Raw genomic sequence first — 15,873 nt, forward strand, 5'->3', positions numbered from 1 at the left:
CCCTGTTCTCAGACGCCCCGTCAGCGGTCACAGCGCAGCCCCTTTCGCGTCCGGATGAGAGATGCCCAGTCTGGCATTCCCCTCCCCCGTCATGGTGCGGGTCGGCATCCGTCTCCTCATCGCAATCAGATCACCACGGTGTTCTGCACAAAAGTGGGTTGTTCACCATCAACGTGCGGCCAGGCCCATGCCTCACCCCCAGCCGGCAGCCACGACCACCCTTCGGGCGGCCCCGTCTACCGACTTGTGAACAACTCCCACTACCTACTTTCGGGTAACTAGACGTATGCTGCGAGACGCACCCGGGTGGCGGTGATCACTCGGGCGCGAGACACGAGGCTGTTGGAGGTGCGACGGATGAGCCTGCAGTTGGCTGTTTCAGCAGGCCCCGCCCTGGTAGCGCGCCCAGCGGTGGCGCCGGTCACTGCCCCTGTGCTGCCCGCGGCACCGATGGCCCCGGCCACGCCCGACCCCGCAGAGATCGCCACGGCAGAGGCCTGGGAGCTGGTGCACCTGGCCCAGGAGGGCGACACCGGCGCCTTCGGCAAGCTGTACGACCGCTATGTGGACGTCGTGTACCGCTACATCCTGTTCCGGATCGGCGACCGGGAACTGGCCGAGGACCTCACCAGCGAGACCTTCCTGCGCGCACTGCGCCGCATCACCTCCGTCAGCTACCAGGGCAGGGACGTCGGCGCGTGGTTCGTCACGATCGCCCGCAACCTGGTGCTCGACCACGTGAAGTCCAGCCGGTACCGGCTGGAGATCGTCACCGACGAGGTGAGCGACACCGGCGCCACCACGTTCAACGGCATGCAGGCCCAGCCCGCGTCGGGACCCGAGCAGCAGGTGCTCAGCAGGGCGATGAACGACGAGCTGTTCCGCTGCATCTCCGACCTCGGCGACGACCAGCGTGAGTGCGTCGTCCTGCGGTTCCTGCAGGGCATGTCGGTGGCCGAGACCGCCGAGATCATGAATCGCAACGAGGGCGCGATCAAGGCGCTGCAACATCGCGCGGTGCGCAGGCTCGCCCAGCTGCTGCCCACCGGCCTGCGCTGACCCCGGACCGTTTTCCTCCTCTGCACGCGCCGTGCAAAAGACACGATAGGTTGACGTCGCGAGTGCGACGTTCGGCTGGCTCCGGCGTCGGCGCCGTAACCGGAGCCCCCTGCCGTTCGTTGCTCTTACCCGAAAGGGTCGATCAATCGAACTGTGCCTGACGACGAGGATGTGTCGTGGACGTGCCTGGCCGGATCCCGCGGGAGCGGGGCGCGCGTGAGCGGTTCGCTCGTGCCGTGGACCAGGGCGTCAGCCATCTCGACGACCAGGAGTTCGGCGAAGAACTGGCCATCGTGTCCGCTCTGCGCAGAGCCGGCGCGGACGGCGCGCCGGACCGGGCGGCCCGGGAACGGATCGCCGCCAGGATCGGCGAGGCCGACCGGGAACCGGAGCTCGCACCTGTTCCCGCGACCACGGTGACGGTCCTGGAGGCGGCCGCCCCCGCCGATACCGCCGCGGAGGCCACTGTCACCGTGCCGCGTCCCCGAAGCCCCGAAGCCGAGCGGGAACGGTCGAAGCCGCGCCTGCCCGTCCTGGTGGCCGCGGCGTTCTGTCTTGTCCTCGCGCTGGCCGGCATCGGTACGACGATGTCCAGCGACTCGCTGCCCGGCGACGTCCTCTACCAGGTCAAACGAGCCCAGGAAAGCGCCTCCCTGCAACTGACTCTCGACGAGGGGGACCGGGCGCGCAAACAACTGGAGTACGCCGGGGACCGGCTGGTCGAACTGGCCCTGCTGGCCGAGCGGACGGAGCCGGGAACAGGCCACGAGGCCTTCCGGGCCGCGCTGGCCGATTTCGGCACCGACGCCCGAGTGGGCGTCGCACAGTTGACCGCCATCGCGACAACCACCGACGGCAGCCAGCTCGACCTGCTGCGCAACTGGGTGGAGACGCAGTCCGACCGGCTGGCCGAATTGCGGGCCGCCCTGCCCGCGGAGGTGGCGGCGCACCGGGCGGAGACGGCGGTCCTGCTGCGGGAAATCGACGAACGCGCGACCGCGCTGTCCGGACGGATGAACTGTTACCAGATCACCTCGGGTGAGTCCGACGAACTCGGCGTCCTGCCGTCGGAGCAGGACTGCGCCGCCCGGCCGGGCAGTCGCGCAGGCGGTTCGGCCACCCCCACCTCGGTCGGCCCTGCTGCTCCCGGTGGCGACACGGACGACCAGGACCCGGCGCCGCGAGACGCCACACTGGTCGGCAGGCAGCCCACGACGAGTGCTTCGCCCGACCCCGCGCCCCATACCTCGTCGGCCCCGGCTCGGACGACTTCCACCTACGTCCCACGGGAGTGGCTCCCCGCGCCCGCCCCGACATCGGTGTCGCGCCCAAGGCTGCCCAGCGCCCCGACCGAACCACCAGCGGTGGTGTCCGTGCCACCGCTGCTGCCTGAAGTGCCCGGGACCGGCATCGGTTAGGGCGTGTTTCACGCTCGTCATCCGGCCGCTACGCGAGCGACGGGCATACTCGATACTGTGTTGCACGGGCTGCGGCCGCTCCGGCCGTGGACCCCGACGTGTCGCAGGTTGTGGAGGCGGTGTGCGTGTCACGGTGGCGTGGCCGAAGTAAGGGCCAGGAACTCGAACGCCTCGCCGCGCTGGCGGGCGAGGCGTCGGCTGACGCCGCCGTCGCGATGGAGGCCTCCTCGGCGGCAGCGCTGGCCGAGGCGGAGGTCATCGCCGAGGCCGCCGCGCCGACAGCCGAACCCGAGCCTGCTTCCACGGCTCCCCCGCAGGACGGCGGCGACGAGCCGGCGGTACAACCGGACCTGACGGCAGCGGCGTTCTTCGACGTGGACAACACGATGATGATGGGCGCGTCGATCTTCCACTTCGCTCGTGGCCTCGCCTCACGCAAGTACTTCACCACCTCCGATCTCGCCGGATTCGCCTGGCAGCAGATGAAGTTCCGGGTCGGTGGCCGGGAGAGCCCGGACACCATCAGGTCCAGCCGGGAACAAGGACTGTCCTTTGTGGCTGGACGCACCGTCGAGGACATGAACGCGGTCGGCGAGGAGATCTACGACGAGCTGATGGCGGACAAGATCTGGTCGGGCACCCGCGCGCTGGCCCAGATGCACCTGGACGCTGGCCAGCGAGTCTGGCTGGTGACCGCCACGCCGGTGGAGCTGGCGGCGATCATCGCGCGGCGGCTGGGGCTGACCGGTGCGCTTGGCACAGTGCTGGAACAGGAAGACGGCGTCTACACCGGACGGCTCGTCGGCGACATGTTGCACGCACACGCCAAGGCCCATGCCGTGCGTGCGCTGGCGGCGCGGGAAGGCCTGAACCTCCGGCGGTGCACGGCCTACTCCGACTCCCAGAACGACGTGCCGATGCTGTCGGTCGTCGGCACCGCCGTCGCGGTGAATCCGGACGCGGGCCTGCGCGACGTCGCACGGCAGCGCCAGTGGGAGATCCGTGACTTCCGCACCGGGCGTAAGGCAGCCAAGATCGGCGTGCCCTCGGTACTCGGCGCGGGCGCGCTGGCCGGAGCCGTGGCAGCCGGCCTCGCCTACCGCAGGCGCGCCGCCTGAACTCGCGGCTCAGCAGCCAACTCAGCCGCGGAAAATACTCCTGCGCTGAGCCAGTCCGCGGTAGAGCATCTGCTGGATGGACTCCCGTACCTGGTCGGTCAGGTTGAAGACCAGCATCGGGTCCTCCTCGGCGTCCGGTTCGAACGAGTCGGTCCGGATCGGGCTACCGAACTCGATGTGCCACTTCGTCGGCAGCGGGACGGCCCCGAGCGGTCCCAGCAGCGGGAAGAACGGCGTCACCGGGAAGTACGGCAGGCCGAGCAGCCTGGCGAGTGGCTTGAGGTCGCCGATCTTGGGATAGATCTCCTCCGCACCCACGATGGCGCACGGAATGATGGGCACCCCGCAGCGCAGTGCCGCGGAGACGAAACCACCACGGCCGAATCGCTGCAGCTTGTATCGCGAGGAAAACGGTTTGCCGACGCCCTTGAACCCCTCTGGCCAGACGCCGACCAGCTCGCCACCGGAGTCCCCGGTGCCGCGCAGCAGCCGTTCGGCGTCGGGCTGACAGGCAAGCGTCTGTCCCGACTTGCGGGCCAGCGCCCCCACCATCGGAATCCGGAACACCAGGTCCGCGCCGAGCATCCGCAGATGCCGGTGCTGGGGGTGCTCGTCGTGCACCGCGACCGCGGTCATCACCGAATCCAGCGGCAGCACGCCAGAGTGGTTGCACACCACCAGCGCACCACCGGTGTCCGGCAGGTTCGCCACCCCCTCGGTGCTGACCCGGAACCACTTCTCGTACAACAGCCGTAGCGGCGGCAGCAGCAGTGTGTCCGTCAGCTCCCGGTCGAAACCGAACTCGTCGACGGTGTAGTCGCCGGTCAGTCGGTGCCGGAGGAAGTCGAGTGCGGCACTGAGCCCTTCGGGCAGCCCGTCCGGTCCCACATCGGCGGCATGCTCCGGCCCCGCCGAGGGCTCGGGCTCCTCGCTGCCGGGAAAGGCGAACACCGGCGCGTCCGCGCGCCGTGCGCCCGGTGGAGCGGGTTCGAGCTGTGGTGTGTCGTGTCCCGCCCGGTCGTGCTGTCCGTTACCCCGCTCCGGCGGACGCAGCGGGATGATCTGTGCTTCCGTGCCCTTCGCCACTGGTTCCGCCTCGCCTTCCCAGCGTCCGTGCCCGTGTCCGTTCACCTGCTCGTGGCCTGTCCGGTCGCCGCGGCGAGTGCGACCTTGCCGGCCAGTCCGGCCAGCCGGTGCCCGTCCACCACCGGCCGCAGCCCCCGGCCGCGTACGTAGTCGTCGAACGCATCCCTCGTGGTCCATTTCGGCGTGTACCCGAAGACGGTTTTCAGCCGAGTGGTGTCCACGACCCGCCCGAAGTTGAGCAATCGCACCTGATCCGCCGAGAAGTCCACCACCCGTGCGCCGTGCAACACCCTGCCGACCGAGGGCACCGCACCGCGCGGCACGGGCAGCTCCAGTCTGCCCGCGCGGCGAATCGCCTGTGACAGCGTGAGTACCCCGTCGCTGCCGACGTTGAACACGCCCGGCTTGTCCTCGATCGTGGCGTGCTCCAGCACCGCGAGGGCGTCAGCGGAGTGCAGCAACTGCATGCGGGCGTCGTAGCCGAGGACCGTCGGTACCACCGGCAGCGCGAAGTAGCGGCCGAGCACGGTGTCGATCTCGGGTCCGATGAGGTTGATGAACCTGGCCGTCGTCACGGTGATGTCGGGCCTGCGCCTGGCGAGGCCGCGTACGTACCCCTCCATCTCGACGGCGTCCTTGGCATAGCCTGAGCTCGACATGGGGATGAGTTCGGAGTCCTCGGTGAACACCGCGGGCGAGCGGGCGCCGGCGCCGTACACCGCCGCGGTGGACTTGATCACGAGCTTGCGCACCAGCGGCGAGCGCTGGCAGGCCGCGAGCAGTCGCATGGTGCCGATGACGTTGATTTCCTTGAGCACTGATCGCCTGCCCGGCCCCGCCGGGTGCGCCGTTGTGGCCGCGTGCACAACCGTGTCGACCTTGGCCGAACCGATGACCTTCGCGATGAGCGGGTTGCGGATGTCGGCGCGGACGAACTCGGCCCTGCCCATCCGGTGCAGAACCGCACGGCCGGGTGGCGTGGTGTCCACCCCGATGACACGTTCGAGGCGCGAGTCGTTTCCCAGCCGCGCCAGCAGCCGGCCGCCGAGCTCACTCCCGACGCCCGTGACGAGCACGATGTTGGACGGCATTCGGCTCCCTGGGTCGGGTTCTGGCACTCGCGCGGTGCCGAAGATGACGGCATTCGCGAGTGTGCGAGATGCTGCGGTTTCGCGAGTACGCGCCCAGGATGTTACCGCCAACCCGGCGGTCCCGAAGGTCCTCTAACACGGTATTAACCCAGGTCACACTGGTTGTATCCCGGCGTCACCCAGATGGCGGCGGCCCGCCCGACAGATGTCGGACGGGCCGCGTGAAAACTGGTTCGCCTCAGAGTCTGTCTGAGAACTCGGTTCCACAGGTCACCACGACCACGCAAACCAGAGTTCTCAGACGCCCTGTCAGTGCGTCACTTGCCCTGCTTGCGACGCTGCACTCGCGTGCGGCGCAGCAGCTTGCGGTGCTTCTTCTTGGACATGCGCTTGCGGCGCTTCTTGATCACCGAGCCCACAGGTGCTCCTTCACGTCGTTCGTTGGGGTCACGCGAGACAGCGCGTCGTCCAACTCCGAGCGCATCTGCCACGATCGGCCTATCAGGTTACCCGGGAGGTACCCGTGGCTTTTCCATGGGGCCTTCGAGGTCGCGCAGCAGGTATCGCCCTACCTGCGCGAGCTCCCTACCCCACGTCGAAGTACGCGCCCTCCAGATAGGTGTGGACGGCCTTCTCCGGCACCCGGAACGACTTGCCGACTCGTACGGCGGGCAGCTCTCCCGAGTGGACGAGCCGGTAGACGGTCATCTTGGAGACACGCATCAGCGTGGCCACCTCGGCGACCGTCAAAAACTGGACCTGCCGTGGCCCTGGGCCTTGATCCTTCTTGTTCGGCGGCATATTTCACCGTGCCTTTTCCGGCACGTGTCGCGCCGCGCGGCTTCCCCACCGGCGGTACCGACACGCACGTGCTTCTGTCGAGGGTAGCGGTGCGGATGGGGCTAGTGCGACGCCTGGCGCGAAGTTCGCCTTCGACCAGCACTGATCGGTCTACCCCTTTCGGTAATTCGTCGTCGAATTACCGAAAGGGGGACGGGCTGGGATCAGTGGTCCTCGTGCGCCTTGCCGAGTTCGACGGAGCGGTCGCGGGCCGCCTCGATCGCGGCCAGCAGCGCGGCGCGTACCCCGTGCTTCTCCAGCTCCCGGATCGCGTTGATGGTCGTGCCCGCGGGCGAGGTGACCGCCTCGCGGAGGATCACCGGATGCTCGTCGGTGCGGTCGAGCATCTTGGCGGCCCCCACCGCCGACTGGATGATCAGCTTCTCCGCCACCGCGCGCGGGAGCCCGAGCAGGATGCCCGCGTCGATCATGGCTTCGACCAGGAAGAAGAAGTAGGCGGGCCCGGAACCGGACAGCGCGGTGACCGCGTCCTGCTGCGACTCCGGCACCTCGACGACACTGCCGACGCAGGACAACAGTTCCGAGACCACGCGCACGTGCTCGGCGGTCGCGTGCCGCCCGGGCGACACCGCACTCATCGCCTCACCGACGACCATCGGGGTGTTCGGCATGACCCGGACCACCGGTGTGCCCTCGGCCAGCCTGCGCTCGTACAGCGCGGTGGGCAGGCCCGCGCACAGGGAGACCACGAGTGAGTCCGCCCCGAGCAGCGGCGCGAGTTGGTCCAGCACGGGGTCGATGTCCTGCGGCTTCACGGCGACCACGAGGACGTCGGCGCGTTTGGCGGCATCGGCCACCTCGACGGCCGCGACGCCGTAGTGCTCGGTCAGCTCGGCCGCACGCTCCGGATGCCGCTCGGTGAACATCAGGTCCTTCGCGCTGCGACCGCCCTGCAACAGGCCGGACAGCAGCGCCTCACCGATCTTTCCCGCGCCAAGTACCGCGATGGTGGTCATGGCAGAGAACGTACCTCCCCCGCTCGGCCGGGATCAGCGGCCTCCACCCTCGCACTTTCCCGGGAAAGTGCGGTCGTCGATCCCCCGAGCCGCAGGTGGCCGTCCCGTGGTCTCGCACTTTCCCGGGAAAGTGCGAGTAGTTGCGCGCGCGGGGTAGGGCACTTTCCCGGGAAAGTGCGAGATGGGCAGGGCCGGGATCAGCCTGCGGGGGCGAGCGCGAGCTGGCGCGCCTGGCACACGAGCCTGCCCTGCGCGTCGACCACGGTCGCGTCGGAGTCGAACCACGCGTCGTGCACGGCCCGGCAGTCCACCTGCACGCGCAGCCAGCCAGGGGCGGGCCGGGTACGGATCAGCGCGGTCAGCTGCGCCGTCGGCGCCCAGCCCGAGCGACCGAGGTTGAACACCACCGGCGGGTTGATGTCGCCTGCCAGCAGCGCGAAGTACGAGTCCGGCTCGCTCTCCCTCGGCCGTACCCACAGGCGCATGCGTGGCGGGTCACCGGTACGGCCGCTGAGATAACCCGCGCTGGCCGGATCGAGCCGCACGTCACAGCCCTTCGAGAGGTTGAACACGCCCTCGGCGGTGGAACCGGCCAGCAGGATGGCGCCGCCGGGCGGCTCGGCGGGCATGGTCGGCACGTCGGACCAGACCGGCCTGCGCAGCGGCAGCCTGCCCACGGTCGTCCTGGCCTCGACGCAACTGCGCCCGCGTTGTTCGAGGGACACGGCGACGACGGTGGCGCGCCTGCCGACCTTGCGCACATCGCTGCGCAGCAGCACCGGGCCGATCGCGGGCGGGCGCAGGAACTCCGCGCTCACGACCAGCGGATCGGCGGGTGGTTCGCCGCGTTCGGCCAGTGCCGCGACGGCGGTCCTGGCCAGCAGCGCCAGCAGGTAACCACCGTGCGGATGATTGCCGATGGACCATTCCTGGCGCAGGTCCGCGGTGAACGTCCCGTCACCGAGCGACCGTGGCGCGCAGACCGTGCCGAACGGAACGGGCACGGGATCCGGGACGCTCACGAACGGCTGACCAGCGCGCGGAGGAAGAACGCCAGGTTCGCGGGGCGTTCGGCCAGCCTGCGCATCAGATAGCCGTACCACTGCTCGCCGTAGGGCACGTAGACGCGCACGGTCTCCCCCTCCTCGGCGAGCTTTCGCTGCTCGTCCGGCCTGATCCCGTACAGCATCTGGAACTCGTATCCACCCCGCTTGCGCCCGAACCACCTGGCTCGCTCGGCGACCACGCTCACCAACCGCGGGTCATGTGTGGCGAACATCGGATAACCACCCCCTTCGAGCAGCGCGTTAGCGCAGCGAACGTAGCTCAGATCAACGTCGTGCCTGCCCTCGAACGCGACCTCGGGCGGCTCGGCGTAGGCCCCCTTGCACAACCTCACCCGAGAACCCGGTACCGCGAGTGCGGCAACATCGTTCTCGGTTCGCCGCAGATAAGACTGCAACACCGCCCCCACCCAAGGCCAGGTCCGGCGCAGTTCAGCCAGCGCGCTCAGTGTCGCGTCGGTGGTGGTGTGGTCCTCCATGTCGATGGTCACGGTGGTTCCGCACTGCTCGGCGGCAGCGCAGATCCGGTACGCGTTGTTCAGCGCGAGCACGGGATCCAGCCGGAGGCCGACAGCCGAGAGCTTGACGCTCACCTCGGCCCAGCCGGCCAGGCCCTCCGCGTGCAACCGGTCGAGGACGTTGAGATATGCCTGGACGATCCGCTCGGCCGCGGCCGCATCGCCGGTGTCCTCGCCGAGGTAGTCGAGGCTGGCGTGCAGACCGTCGTCGGCGAGGCCACGGACGGCCCGCACCGCGGCATCCGTGGTCACCCCGGCCACGAAACGCTGCACGACGGATCTGGCCAACGGAGCGGTGGCGACGGCATGCTGGATCGTCTCGTTGCCTGCGGCGGCCAGGATCAGCGAACGGAGCGGGTGCACACTGAAACCCTACGTGTTCACTCGTTTGCGTTGGGGTAGGTGAGCGGGGTGTCCGGCAAAGAAGTGGATCTTGAAGCGCCTCATTGCCCCAGATGCAGGCGCGCGAACAGCAGCGCTTCCGCGAGCTCCCGAGCCCGCCGGGCGCGCTGACCCGCACTCCTGGTGTTGACCTCGAGCACCACCTGCCCGTCGAAGCCACCGGTCGCGAGCTTCTCCAGCAGCTCGGCACACGGCTGCGTGCCCCGCCCCGGCACCAGGTGCTCATCCTTCGGCAGTCCGGTTCCGTCGGCGAGGTGCAGGTGGGTCAGCCCTGCGCCCATCCGTTCCGCCAGGGCCAGCGCATCGGCCCCCGCGGCAGCGGTGTGGGAGAGGTCGAGGGTGTAGTTCGCGTAGCCCACGTCCGTCGGATCGATGGAGGGCCGGAACGCCGAGACCCGGCTGTTGCGGCTCGCGCCGGGCGGCCGGACCTTGAACATGTTCTCCACCGCGATGGCCACACCGCTGGTGTACTCCAGCTCGGCAACGAGATCGGCGAAGGCGTCGCCGTAGCGGCGCTGCCATCGGAACGGCGGGTGCACGACGACGGTGCGGGCCTCCAGCTCCAGAGCGGCGTCCACCGTGCGCCGCAGCCGGATCTCCGGGTCCGGCGACCAGACCCGCTGTGTGATCAACAGTGAGGGCGAGTGCACCGAGAGAACCGGCATCCCGGTCTCCCGGGACAACCGGCGCAGGGCCTGCACGTCCTGGCTCAAGGGATCGGCCCAGACCATCACCTCGACGCCGTCGTAGCCGAGGTCGGCGGCCAGCTCGAAACCCGCTGAGGCCCGCAACGGCCAGACCGAGGCGGTGGAGAGCCCGACTGGAATCGCCATCGCGCTATTGGGAGACGAGCAGCAGGGCGGCCGGTGACACCGTCACCACCAAGCCGACCAGCAGAGCGAGCACGGTGGTCTGGAGGTCCTCGGCGCGGCGCACCTTGCGCACGATCAGGACCAGCCCGACCGTGACCGCCAACGCCGCGACCAGTGCGGCGGCAGGCAGTTTCACCCACAGCCAGTTGAAGCCGAGCCAGACGGCGGCACCGCCGACAGCCCCGAGAGCGAGCTGGCCGGCGAGCATCATCCACTGTTTCGCGGGTGAGGACTCCCTGGCCGGCTCGTCGTCGGTGTCGTCGAGGTCGTCCAGATCGTCGCGGTCGTCGATCGCGTCGCCGAGCGGCTCGTCGTCCTCGTAGCCGTACTCGTCCACATCGTCGGCTTCGTCGTCGAGTTCGCCGACCGCACCCGCCCGCGAGCCACCCTCGTGCAGCGGATCGTCGTCGAAGGCCCCGAACGAGGGCCGGTCGTATCCGTCCAGGTCGTCGACCGCGGGCTGGTCCCCGGTGTCGAACGTGGGCGTGAACGCCCCGGTTGGCGGTCCGGCCTCGAGCGCGTCCTGGTTCGGCACCGGCGGCATGACACCGACCTCGGTGTCGTCCATCTGCGACTTGTCCCGCCGCTGCCGCCAGCCGCTCAGGCCTGCCGGTGGTTCGTCCGGCTCCGGCACGCTCTGCGGCTGCGCGACCGGGTCGGCCGGAACCGCGGGGAACTGCTCGGTGTGCGGTTCCGGTTCGGGCGGTGGCGCCGCGGGCCTGCGCAGCGGCCTGCGGCGCAGACGGGGCGGCGACGGCTGCTGGGCCTGCGGCACCGGGTACCCGCCGGTGCCCATCGGCGGCCCTGCGGCCTCCTGCTCGGGCGCACCGTCCAAGCGCGCGGGGAGGGATCCCTGCTGCGGCGGAGGCGGAACCTGCATCGGCTGCGAGGGCTGCTGGGGCTGCTGCGGCGGAGCAGGACGCGGGTCGGGGCCACGACCGTAGGACTCCGGCTGTGGTGCCGGGGGTGTCGGTGGTGTCGGTGGTGCCTGCGGCGGGTGCTGCGCGGGCGGGGGCGGTGCCTGCCTGCGCGGCGGCATGCCCCGCCGGGTCGGCGGCCCTGCCTCCTCCTGAGGGGCCGCTGCGCGCGGACGCCTCGGCGGAGCCGGTGGCTCCTCGTGCTGTTCCTCGTGCGAACGACCGTTGCGCCTGCTCGGCGCCTCCGGCGCGGCACTGTCCGCCTGAATCCGGTTGATGATGGCCTGGGGCGCGGTGTCACCGATGTCCGGGCCCTCGTCGTCGGCACGGCGGCGCCGACGACGCGGGGCACCGCCGACCTGGCCACCGTGCTGCGCGAGCAGCTCGGCCACGGTCTTCTGTGGCTGCTCGCCACCGCTCTCTCGACTCATCTAACTGTGTCCAAAACCCGAAGTAGTCACGACGGCATCGCGGACCCGGCTGGGAAGCAGCAGTAATTCTGGCATTCCGTCACCTCTCCACCGTGCCTGTCGCACGCGATTCACGTCCAGCTCCACGTCCGGCCTCACGTACTTCTCGCCCCCACCCGGTCACCTTTGCAGTCTGGTCGTCCCCGTTGGAATGGTCCAGCCGCCGGAGAATCACACCCTCGCGTAGTGCCCACGGACATATCTCCAGTTCCGTGAGTGACAACCCTCGCATGGTGGCCTGCGCCACGAGTGCCCCAGCCACGAGTTGATGGGCCCTGCTCGCACTCACGCCCTCCAGCTGCGCCAGATCCGCGGACGGCATCCGGGAGATGAAGGCGATCAGCTGACGCAGAGCCGTGTCGGTGAGCACCCGCCGAACGCGAGGTCCGGCCGCGGACGGCGCCGCACCGGTCAGCCTCGCGAGCGAGCGGAACGTCTTGGAGGTGGCCACGATGCGATCGGGCGGACCGAGCCGGGCGACCTTCTTGGCCAGAACGGCGAGCTGGTCCTCCAGCCAGGCCGAGGTGGCCACCAGCTCCGAGCGGGTCGGCGGGTCGTGCCGGAACCGCGTCCGGGTGATGCGCCCAGCGCCCAGCGGCAGGGACTCCGCCAGCTCGGGCTCCTCGTCGATACCCATCGCGACCTCGAGTGAGCCGCCGCCGATGTCCAGCACCAGCAGTTTTCCGGCGGACCACCCGTACCAGCGGCGAACCGCGAGGAAGGTCAGTCTGGCCTCGTCCACCCCGGTGAGCACCTGCAGCTCGACGCCGGTCTTCTCGGCCACCTTGCGCAGGACCTTCGCCGAGTTGCTCGCCTCGCGTACGGCGGAGGTCGCGAACGCCATGACGTCGCCGCAGCCCAGCCGGACAGCGGCTGCCCTGGCCGATTCGACGGCACGCACGAGCTCGTCGGCGCCGTCCGTGGTCAGCTCGCCGTCGTCGGTGATCTGCTCGGCCAGCCGCAGCACGGTCTTCTCCGAATGCATCGGCGTGGGGTGCGCACCACGATGCGCGTCCACCACTAGCAGGTGGACGGTGTTGGAACCGACGTCGAGTACACCTAGGCGCACGAACGGCAACGGTACCCGGGTGCCCGGTGTGGCCGGTGGCCAACCGGTGCAGCACGCGGGAAATAGGCACCCTTTGTCCGTTTCACTGCCGATGCCGGGTTACCGTGTCCGGTCTTATCGCAGAGGTGGAGACGGTTATGACGATCGAGACCAAGCAGGACGTGACAGCCGCCATAGCCCGGGCCGAGGGCGAGCCCGTGCGGTGGCGCACGCTGGGTTGGGTGCTGTTCGGAGTCAGTCTCGTGCTGAGCGTGGCCAGCATGGCCGTCCCCGCGCTGATCGAACATCCGCTGACCAACGACCGCGGTGAGATCCAGGTGTACCTCGACGTGTTCGAGGAGGGAAACCTGCCGACGTGGTGGAGCACCGGCCTGCTGGTGCTGGGCACGCTGCTCTACGTCGTCGTCGGGATGGTGGCGAGGGCGGCCGGTGTGCGCGGCGCGTGGACGTGGTTCGTCGGCGCGGGCGTGCTGGGCGCGCTGTCGCTCGACGACCACACCGCGCTGCACGAACGCCTCGACCGGATCGGCAGGGACCTCGTCACCTTCGACGGCTTCCCGTTCTACTGGCTGCTGCCCGGTCTGCTGGCCGGTGCGGCCGTGCTGACCGCGGTGCTGGTACTCGCCCGCAGACTGCGCGGGACCGCGCGCTGGTGCCTGGTCGGTGGCTGCTTGCTGCTGCTCGCCTCGGCGATGGGCATGGAGGCACTGCAGGGCGTGCTGATCGCCACTGGCGAGAGCGGCCCCCTGTACGTCCTCACCTATCACGCGGAGGAACTCGGCGAGAACATCGGCGTGCTGCTGATGCTCGCGGCCGCGTTCCGCTCGATGTCCGTCCTCCGCCACCAGGACGGCCGCCTCAGCCTCGGCTATCAGGGCTGAACGACCGCCGCGGCGGGCTCAGGTCTCGAACTTGTAGCCGAGGCCGCGGACCGTGACCAGGTGGCGCGGCGAGCCGGGGTCCGGCTCGATCTTCGAGCGCAGCCGCTTGACGTGCACGTCCAGCGTCTTGGTGTCGCCGACGTAGTCCGCGCCCCACACCCGGTCGATCAGCTGTCCCCTGGTCAGCACCCGCCCGACGTTGCGCAGCAGGTACTCCAGCAGGTCGAACTCCTTGAGCGGCAGCGACACGTCCGCGCCGTCGACGGTCACCACGTGCCGTTCGACGTCCATCCGCACCGGGCCGGCCGCGAGGACCAGCGGCGTGAGCTCGCCATCCGCCCCCGGCTCACCGCCGCGACGCAGTACCGCCCGCACCCTGGCGATCAGTTCGCGCGCCGAGTACGGCTTGGTGACGTAGTCGTCGGCGCCCAGTTCCAGGCCCACGACCTTGTCGATCTCACTGTCCCGCGCGGTCACCATGATCACCGGCACGGCCGACCGCTGCCGAAGCTGCTTGCACACGTCGGTGCCGCTCATTCCGGGGAGCATCAGGTCCAGTAGCACGATGTCGGCGCCGTTGCGGTCGTACTCCTCCAGCGCCTGCTGTCCGGTGGTGGCCACGGCCGCGGTGAACCCTTCTTTGCGCAGCAGGAAGGCCAGCGGGTCGGCGAAGGACTCCTCGTCCTCCACAATGAGCACTCTGGTCACGCTGTTCCTCCATGGTCGGTCCTGTCGGTTCCGGTCACAGCCAGCCGGGCCTTCGACTCGGACGACGTGTCGTCCCGAGCGGCCGAGCGGGTCCTGCCCGAGCCGGGTTGGCCCGGCTCGGCATCGGCGGGGTCGCCGCCGAGGTGTGCGGGGATGCACAGGGTGAACGTGGAGCCGGTCCCCGGGCTGCTCCACAGCCTGACCTCGCCGCCGTGGTTCGCCGCCACGTGCTTGACGATCGCCAGCCCGAGACCGGTGCCGCCGGTGGCCCTGGAGCGGGCCTTGTCCACCCGGTAGAAGCGTTCGAAGACGCGCTGCTGCTCCTCCTCCGCGATCCCGATGCCCCGGTCGGTCACGGCAATCTCCACATCGCCCTCCACGAGCCGTCTGCTGATCGAGACGGGGTTGCCGGGCGGGGAGTACGCCACGGCGTTCTCCAGGAGGTTGGACAGTGCGGTGACCAGCAGTGTGCGGTCCCCCTCCACCAGCAACCCACTCGGCGCGTCCGTCGTGACGGTGATCTCCGCGGACTCGGCGGAGAGCTTGGCGCGGCCCAGCGCCTCCCGGACGACGGCGTCCACCTCCACGACGTTGAGGTCCGGCAACCGCTCGGCGCCCTGCAGCCGGGACAGCGCGATCAGCTCGGTGACCAGCGTGCCGAGCCGGGTCGACTCACGGAGGATCTTGGCGCCGAAGCGGCGGACCTCCTCCGTGTCCTCCGCGGCGTCCAGCACGGCCTCGGTGAGCAGTGCGATCGCGCCGACCGGCGTCTTGAGCTCGTGGCTGACGTTGGCGACGAAGTCACGCCGTGTCGCCTCCAGCCGGACGGCCTCGGAGTGATCCACGGCCTCGACCACGGTGTACCCGTCGCCGAGCGGCCGGACCTCGGCCAGCACCGCCTCCGGCTGCCTGCCCCGCACCTCCAGTGGGGAGAGGTCGATCTCCAGCGGGTCGCCGTTCTCCACGACGTGCTCAGCGGCCTTGCGTGCCCGTGCGTCGGCCTGGTTGTCCCGCACCAGGCCCAGCGCGACGGCTCTGGGGTTGTGCAGCACCATGTCGCCGAACTGGTTCAGCACGACGACCCCGTTGTGCGAGGAACTGATCAGCCGTCGCAGCAACTCGGCGGCGGTCGGCCCGGTCGGCCCACGCTCGGCGTCGGCTCGGCGGACCCTGGCGGTGAGGTAGCCGATGAGGACACCGGCAGCGCCCACCACCAGTGCGCCGATGGTCAGTGCGATCGATACAGGCGCGGTCACGGGGGAATCGTAAGCGCGGTAGTAGCCCTCCGGCCTAGTCCTGGCCGCGTTCTCGTGACGGCCGTGACACCTACGGGCTACATATTTGCCCCTCGGTCGGGCTTTGTTCATGTACTGGTCGCTCTGC

Annotated in this window: 16 protein-coding genes; 4 read left to right on the top strand and 12 right to left on the bottom strand. The window is 69.7% G+C overall.

Annotated features, from left to right (window positions below):
- Positions 1-357 precede the first annotated feature (357 nt).
- The 3 genes from BM199_RS06940 (at position 358) to BM199_RS06950 (ending at position 3,595) form a co-directional block, all read left to right on the top strand.
- Positions 358-1,059: a sigma-70 family RNA polymerase sigma factor gene (locus tag BM199_RS06940; RefSeq protein ID WP_091671269.1), complete on the top strand. Its 702-nt coding sequence runs from the start codon at positions 358-360 to the stop codon at positions 1,057-1,059.
- A 176-nt stretch (positions 1,060-1,235) separates the two neighbouring features.
- Entirely contained in the window at positions 1,236-2,477 is a 1,242-nt protein-coding gene (locus BM199_RS06945) for a DUF5667 domain-containing protein (RefSeq protein ID WP_091671270.1), read from the top strand.
- 110 nt (positions 2,478-2,587) lie between these two features.
- The gene (locus tag BM199_RS06950) at positions 2,588-3,595 is read left to right on the top strand and encodes an HAD family hydrolase (protein ID WP_091671599.1); all 1,008 of its coding nucleotides are present in this window, start codon (positions 2,588-2,590) and stop codon (positions 3,593-3,595) included.
- Positions 3,596-3,616: 21 nt separating this feature from the next.
- On the opposite strand, the gene BM199_RS06955 is transcribed toward BM199_RS06950, so the two are convergent.
- The 10 genes from BM199_RS06955 to BM199_RS07000 form a co-directional block, all read right to left on the bottom strand.
- Positions 3,617-4,681: a lysophospholipid acyltransferase family protein gene (locus BM199_RS06955; protein ID WP_245788204.1), complete on the bottom strand. Its 1,065-nt coding sequence runs from the start codon at positions 4,679-4,681 to the stop codon at positions 3,617-3,619.
- A 41-nt stretch (positions 4,682-4,722) separates the two neighbouring features.
- On the bottom strand, positions 4,723-5,772 hold the full coding sequence (locus BM199_RS06960) for an NAD-dependent epimerase/dehydratase family protein (RefSeq protein ID WP_091671272.1): 1,050 nt from the start codon (positions 5,770-5,772) through the stop codon (positions 4,723-4,725).
- A 317-nt stretch (positions 5,773-6,089) separates the two neighbouring features.
- On the bottom strand, positions 6,090-6,191 hold the full coding sequence (locus tag BM199_RS06965; protein WP_005453035.1) for a 30S ribosomal protein bS22: 102 nt from the start codon (positions 6,189-6,191) through the stop codon (positions 6,090-6,092).
- Between the two features lie 166 nt (positions 6,192-6,357).
- Positions 6,358-6,573, bottom strand: coding sequence for a helix-turn-helix domain-containing protein (locus BM199_RS06970; RefSeq protein ID WP_091671274.1), 216 nt, complete (start codon positions 6,571-6,573; stop codon positions 6,358-6,360).
- A 203-nt stretch (positions 6,574-6,776) separates the two neighbouring features.
- The gene (gene proC / locus BM199_RS06975) at positions 6,777-7,589 is read right to left on the bottom strand and encodes a pyrroline-5-carboxylate reductase (protein ID WP_091671275.1); all 813 of its coding nucleotides are present in this window, start codon (positions 7,587-7,589) and stop codon (positions 6,777-6,779) included.
- Positions 7,590-7,786: 197 nt separating this feature from the next.
- Positions 7,787-8,611, bottom strand: a complete 825-nt coding sequence (locus BM199_RS06980; protein ID WP_177242502.1) for a thioesterase family protein — start codon at positions 8,609-8,611, stop codon at positions 7,787-7,789.
- Positions 8,608-9,534 carry a proline dehydrogenase family protein gene (locus BM199_RS06985; RefSeq protein ID WP_091671277.1) on the bottom strand — a complete coding sequence of 309 codons (927 nt, stop codon included), beginning with the start codon at positions 9,532-9,534 and terminating at the stop codon, positions 8,608-8,610. Before BM199_RS06985 ends, BM199_RS06980 begins: the two co-directional genes overlap by 4 nt.
- Before the next feature lie 80 nt (positions 9,535-9,614).
- On the bottom strand, positions 9,615-10,406 hold the full coding sequence (locus tag BM199_RS06990; RefSeq protein ID WP_091671278.1) for a sugar phosphate isomerase/epimerase family protein: 792 nt from the start codon (positions 10,404-10,406) through the stop codon (positions 9,615-9,617).
- Positions 10,407-10,410: 4 nt separating this feature from the next.
- On the bottom strand, positions 10,411-11,793 hold the full coding sequence (locus tag BM199_RS06995; RefSeq protein WP_091671280.1) for a hypothetical protein: 1,383 nt from the start codon (positions 11,791-11,793) through the stop codon (positions 10,411-10,413).
- 79 nt (positions 11,794-11,872) lie between these two features.
- Complete coding sequence (locus BM199_RS07000) at positions 11,873-12,901, bottom strand: Ppx/GppA family phosphatase (protein WP_091671605.1); 1,029 nt, start codon at positions 12,899-12,901, stop codon at positions 11,873-11,875.
- Positions 12,902-13,038: 137 nt separating this feature from the next.
- Between BM199_RS07000 and BM199_RS07005 the strand changes: the two genes are divergently transcribed.
- A complete protein-coding gene (locus tag BM199_RS07005; protein ID WP_091671282.1) occupies positions 13,039-13,782 on the top strand; it encodes a hypothetical protein in 744 nt (247 codons plus the stop codon).
- A gap of 18 nt (positions 13,783-13,800) precedes the next feature.
- Here the strand turns inward: BM199_RS07005 and BM199_RS07010 are convergent, their stop codons facing one another.
- Together BM199_RS07010 and BM199_RS07015 are read right to left on the bottom strand one after the other, a co-directional pair.
- The gene (locus BM199_RS07010) at positions 13,801-14,490 is read right to left on the bottom strand and encodes a response regulator transcription factor (protein ID WP_091671283.1); all 690 of its coding nucleotides are present in this window, start codon (positions 14,488-14,490) and stop codon (positions 13,801-13,803) included.
- A complete protein-coding gene (locus BM199_RS07015; protein WP_177242503.1) occupies positions 14,487-15,746 on the bottom strand; it encodes a sensor histidine kinase in 1,260 nt (419 codons plus the stop codon). Before BM199_RS07015 ends, BM199_RS07010 begins: the two co-directional genes overlap by 4 nt.
- Between the last annotated feature and the right edge of the window lie 127 nt (positions 15,747-15,873).

The sequence above is a fragment of the Amycolatopsis marina genome (assembly GCF_900111885.1).
GTDB classification, from domain to species: Bacteria; Actinomycetota; Actinomycetes; order Mycobacteriales; family Pseudonocardiaceae; genus Amycolatopsis; species Amycolatopsis marina.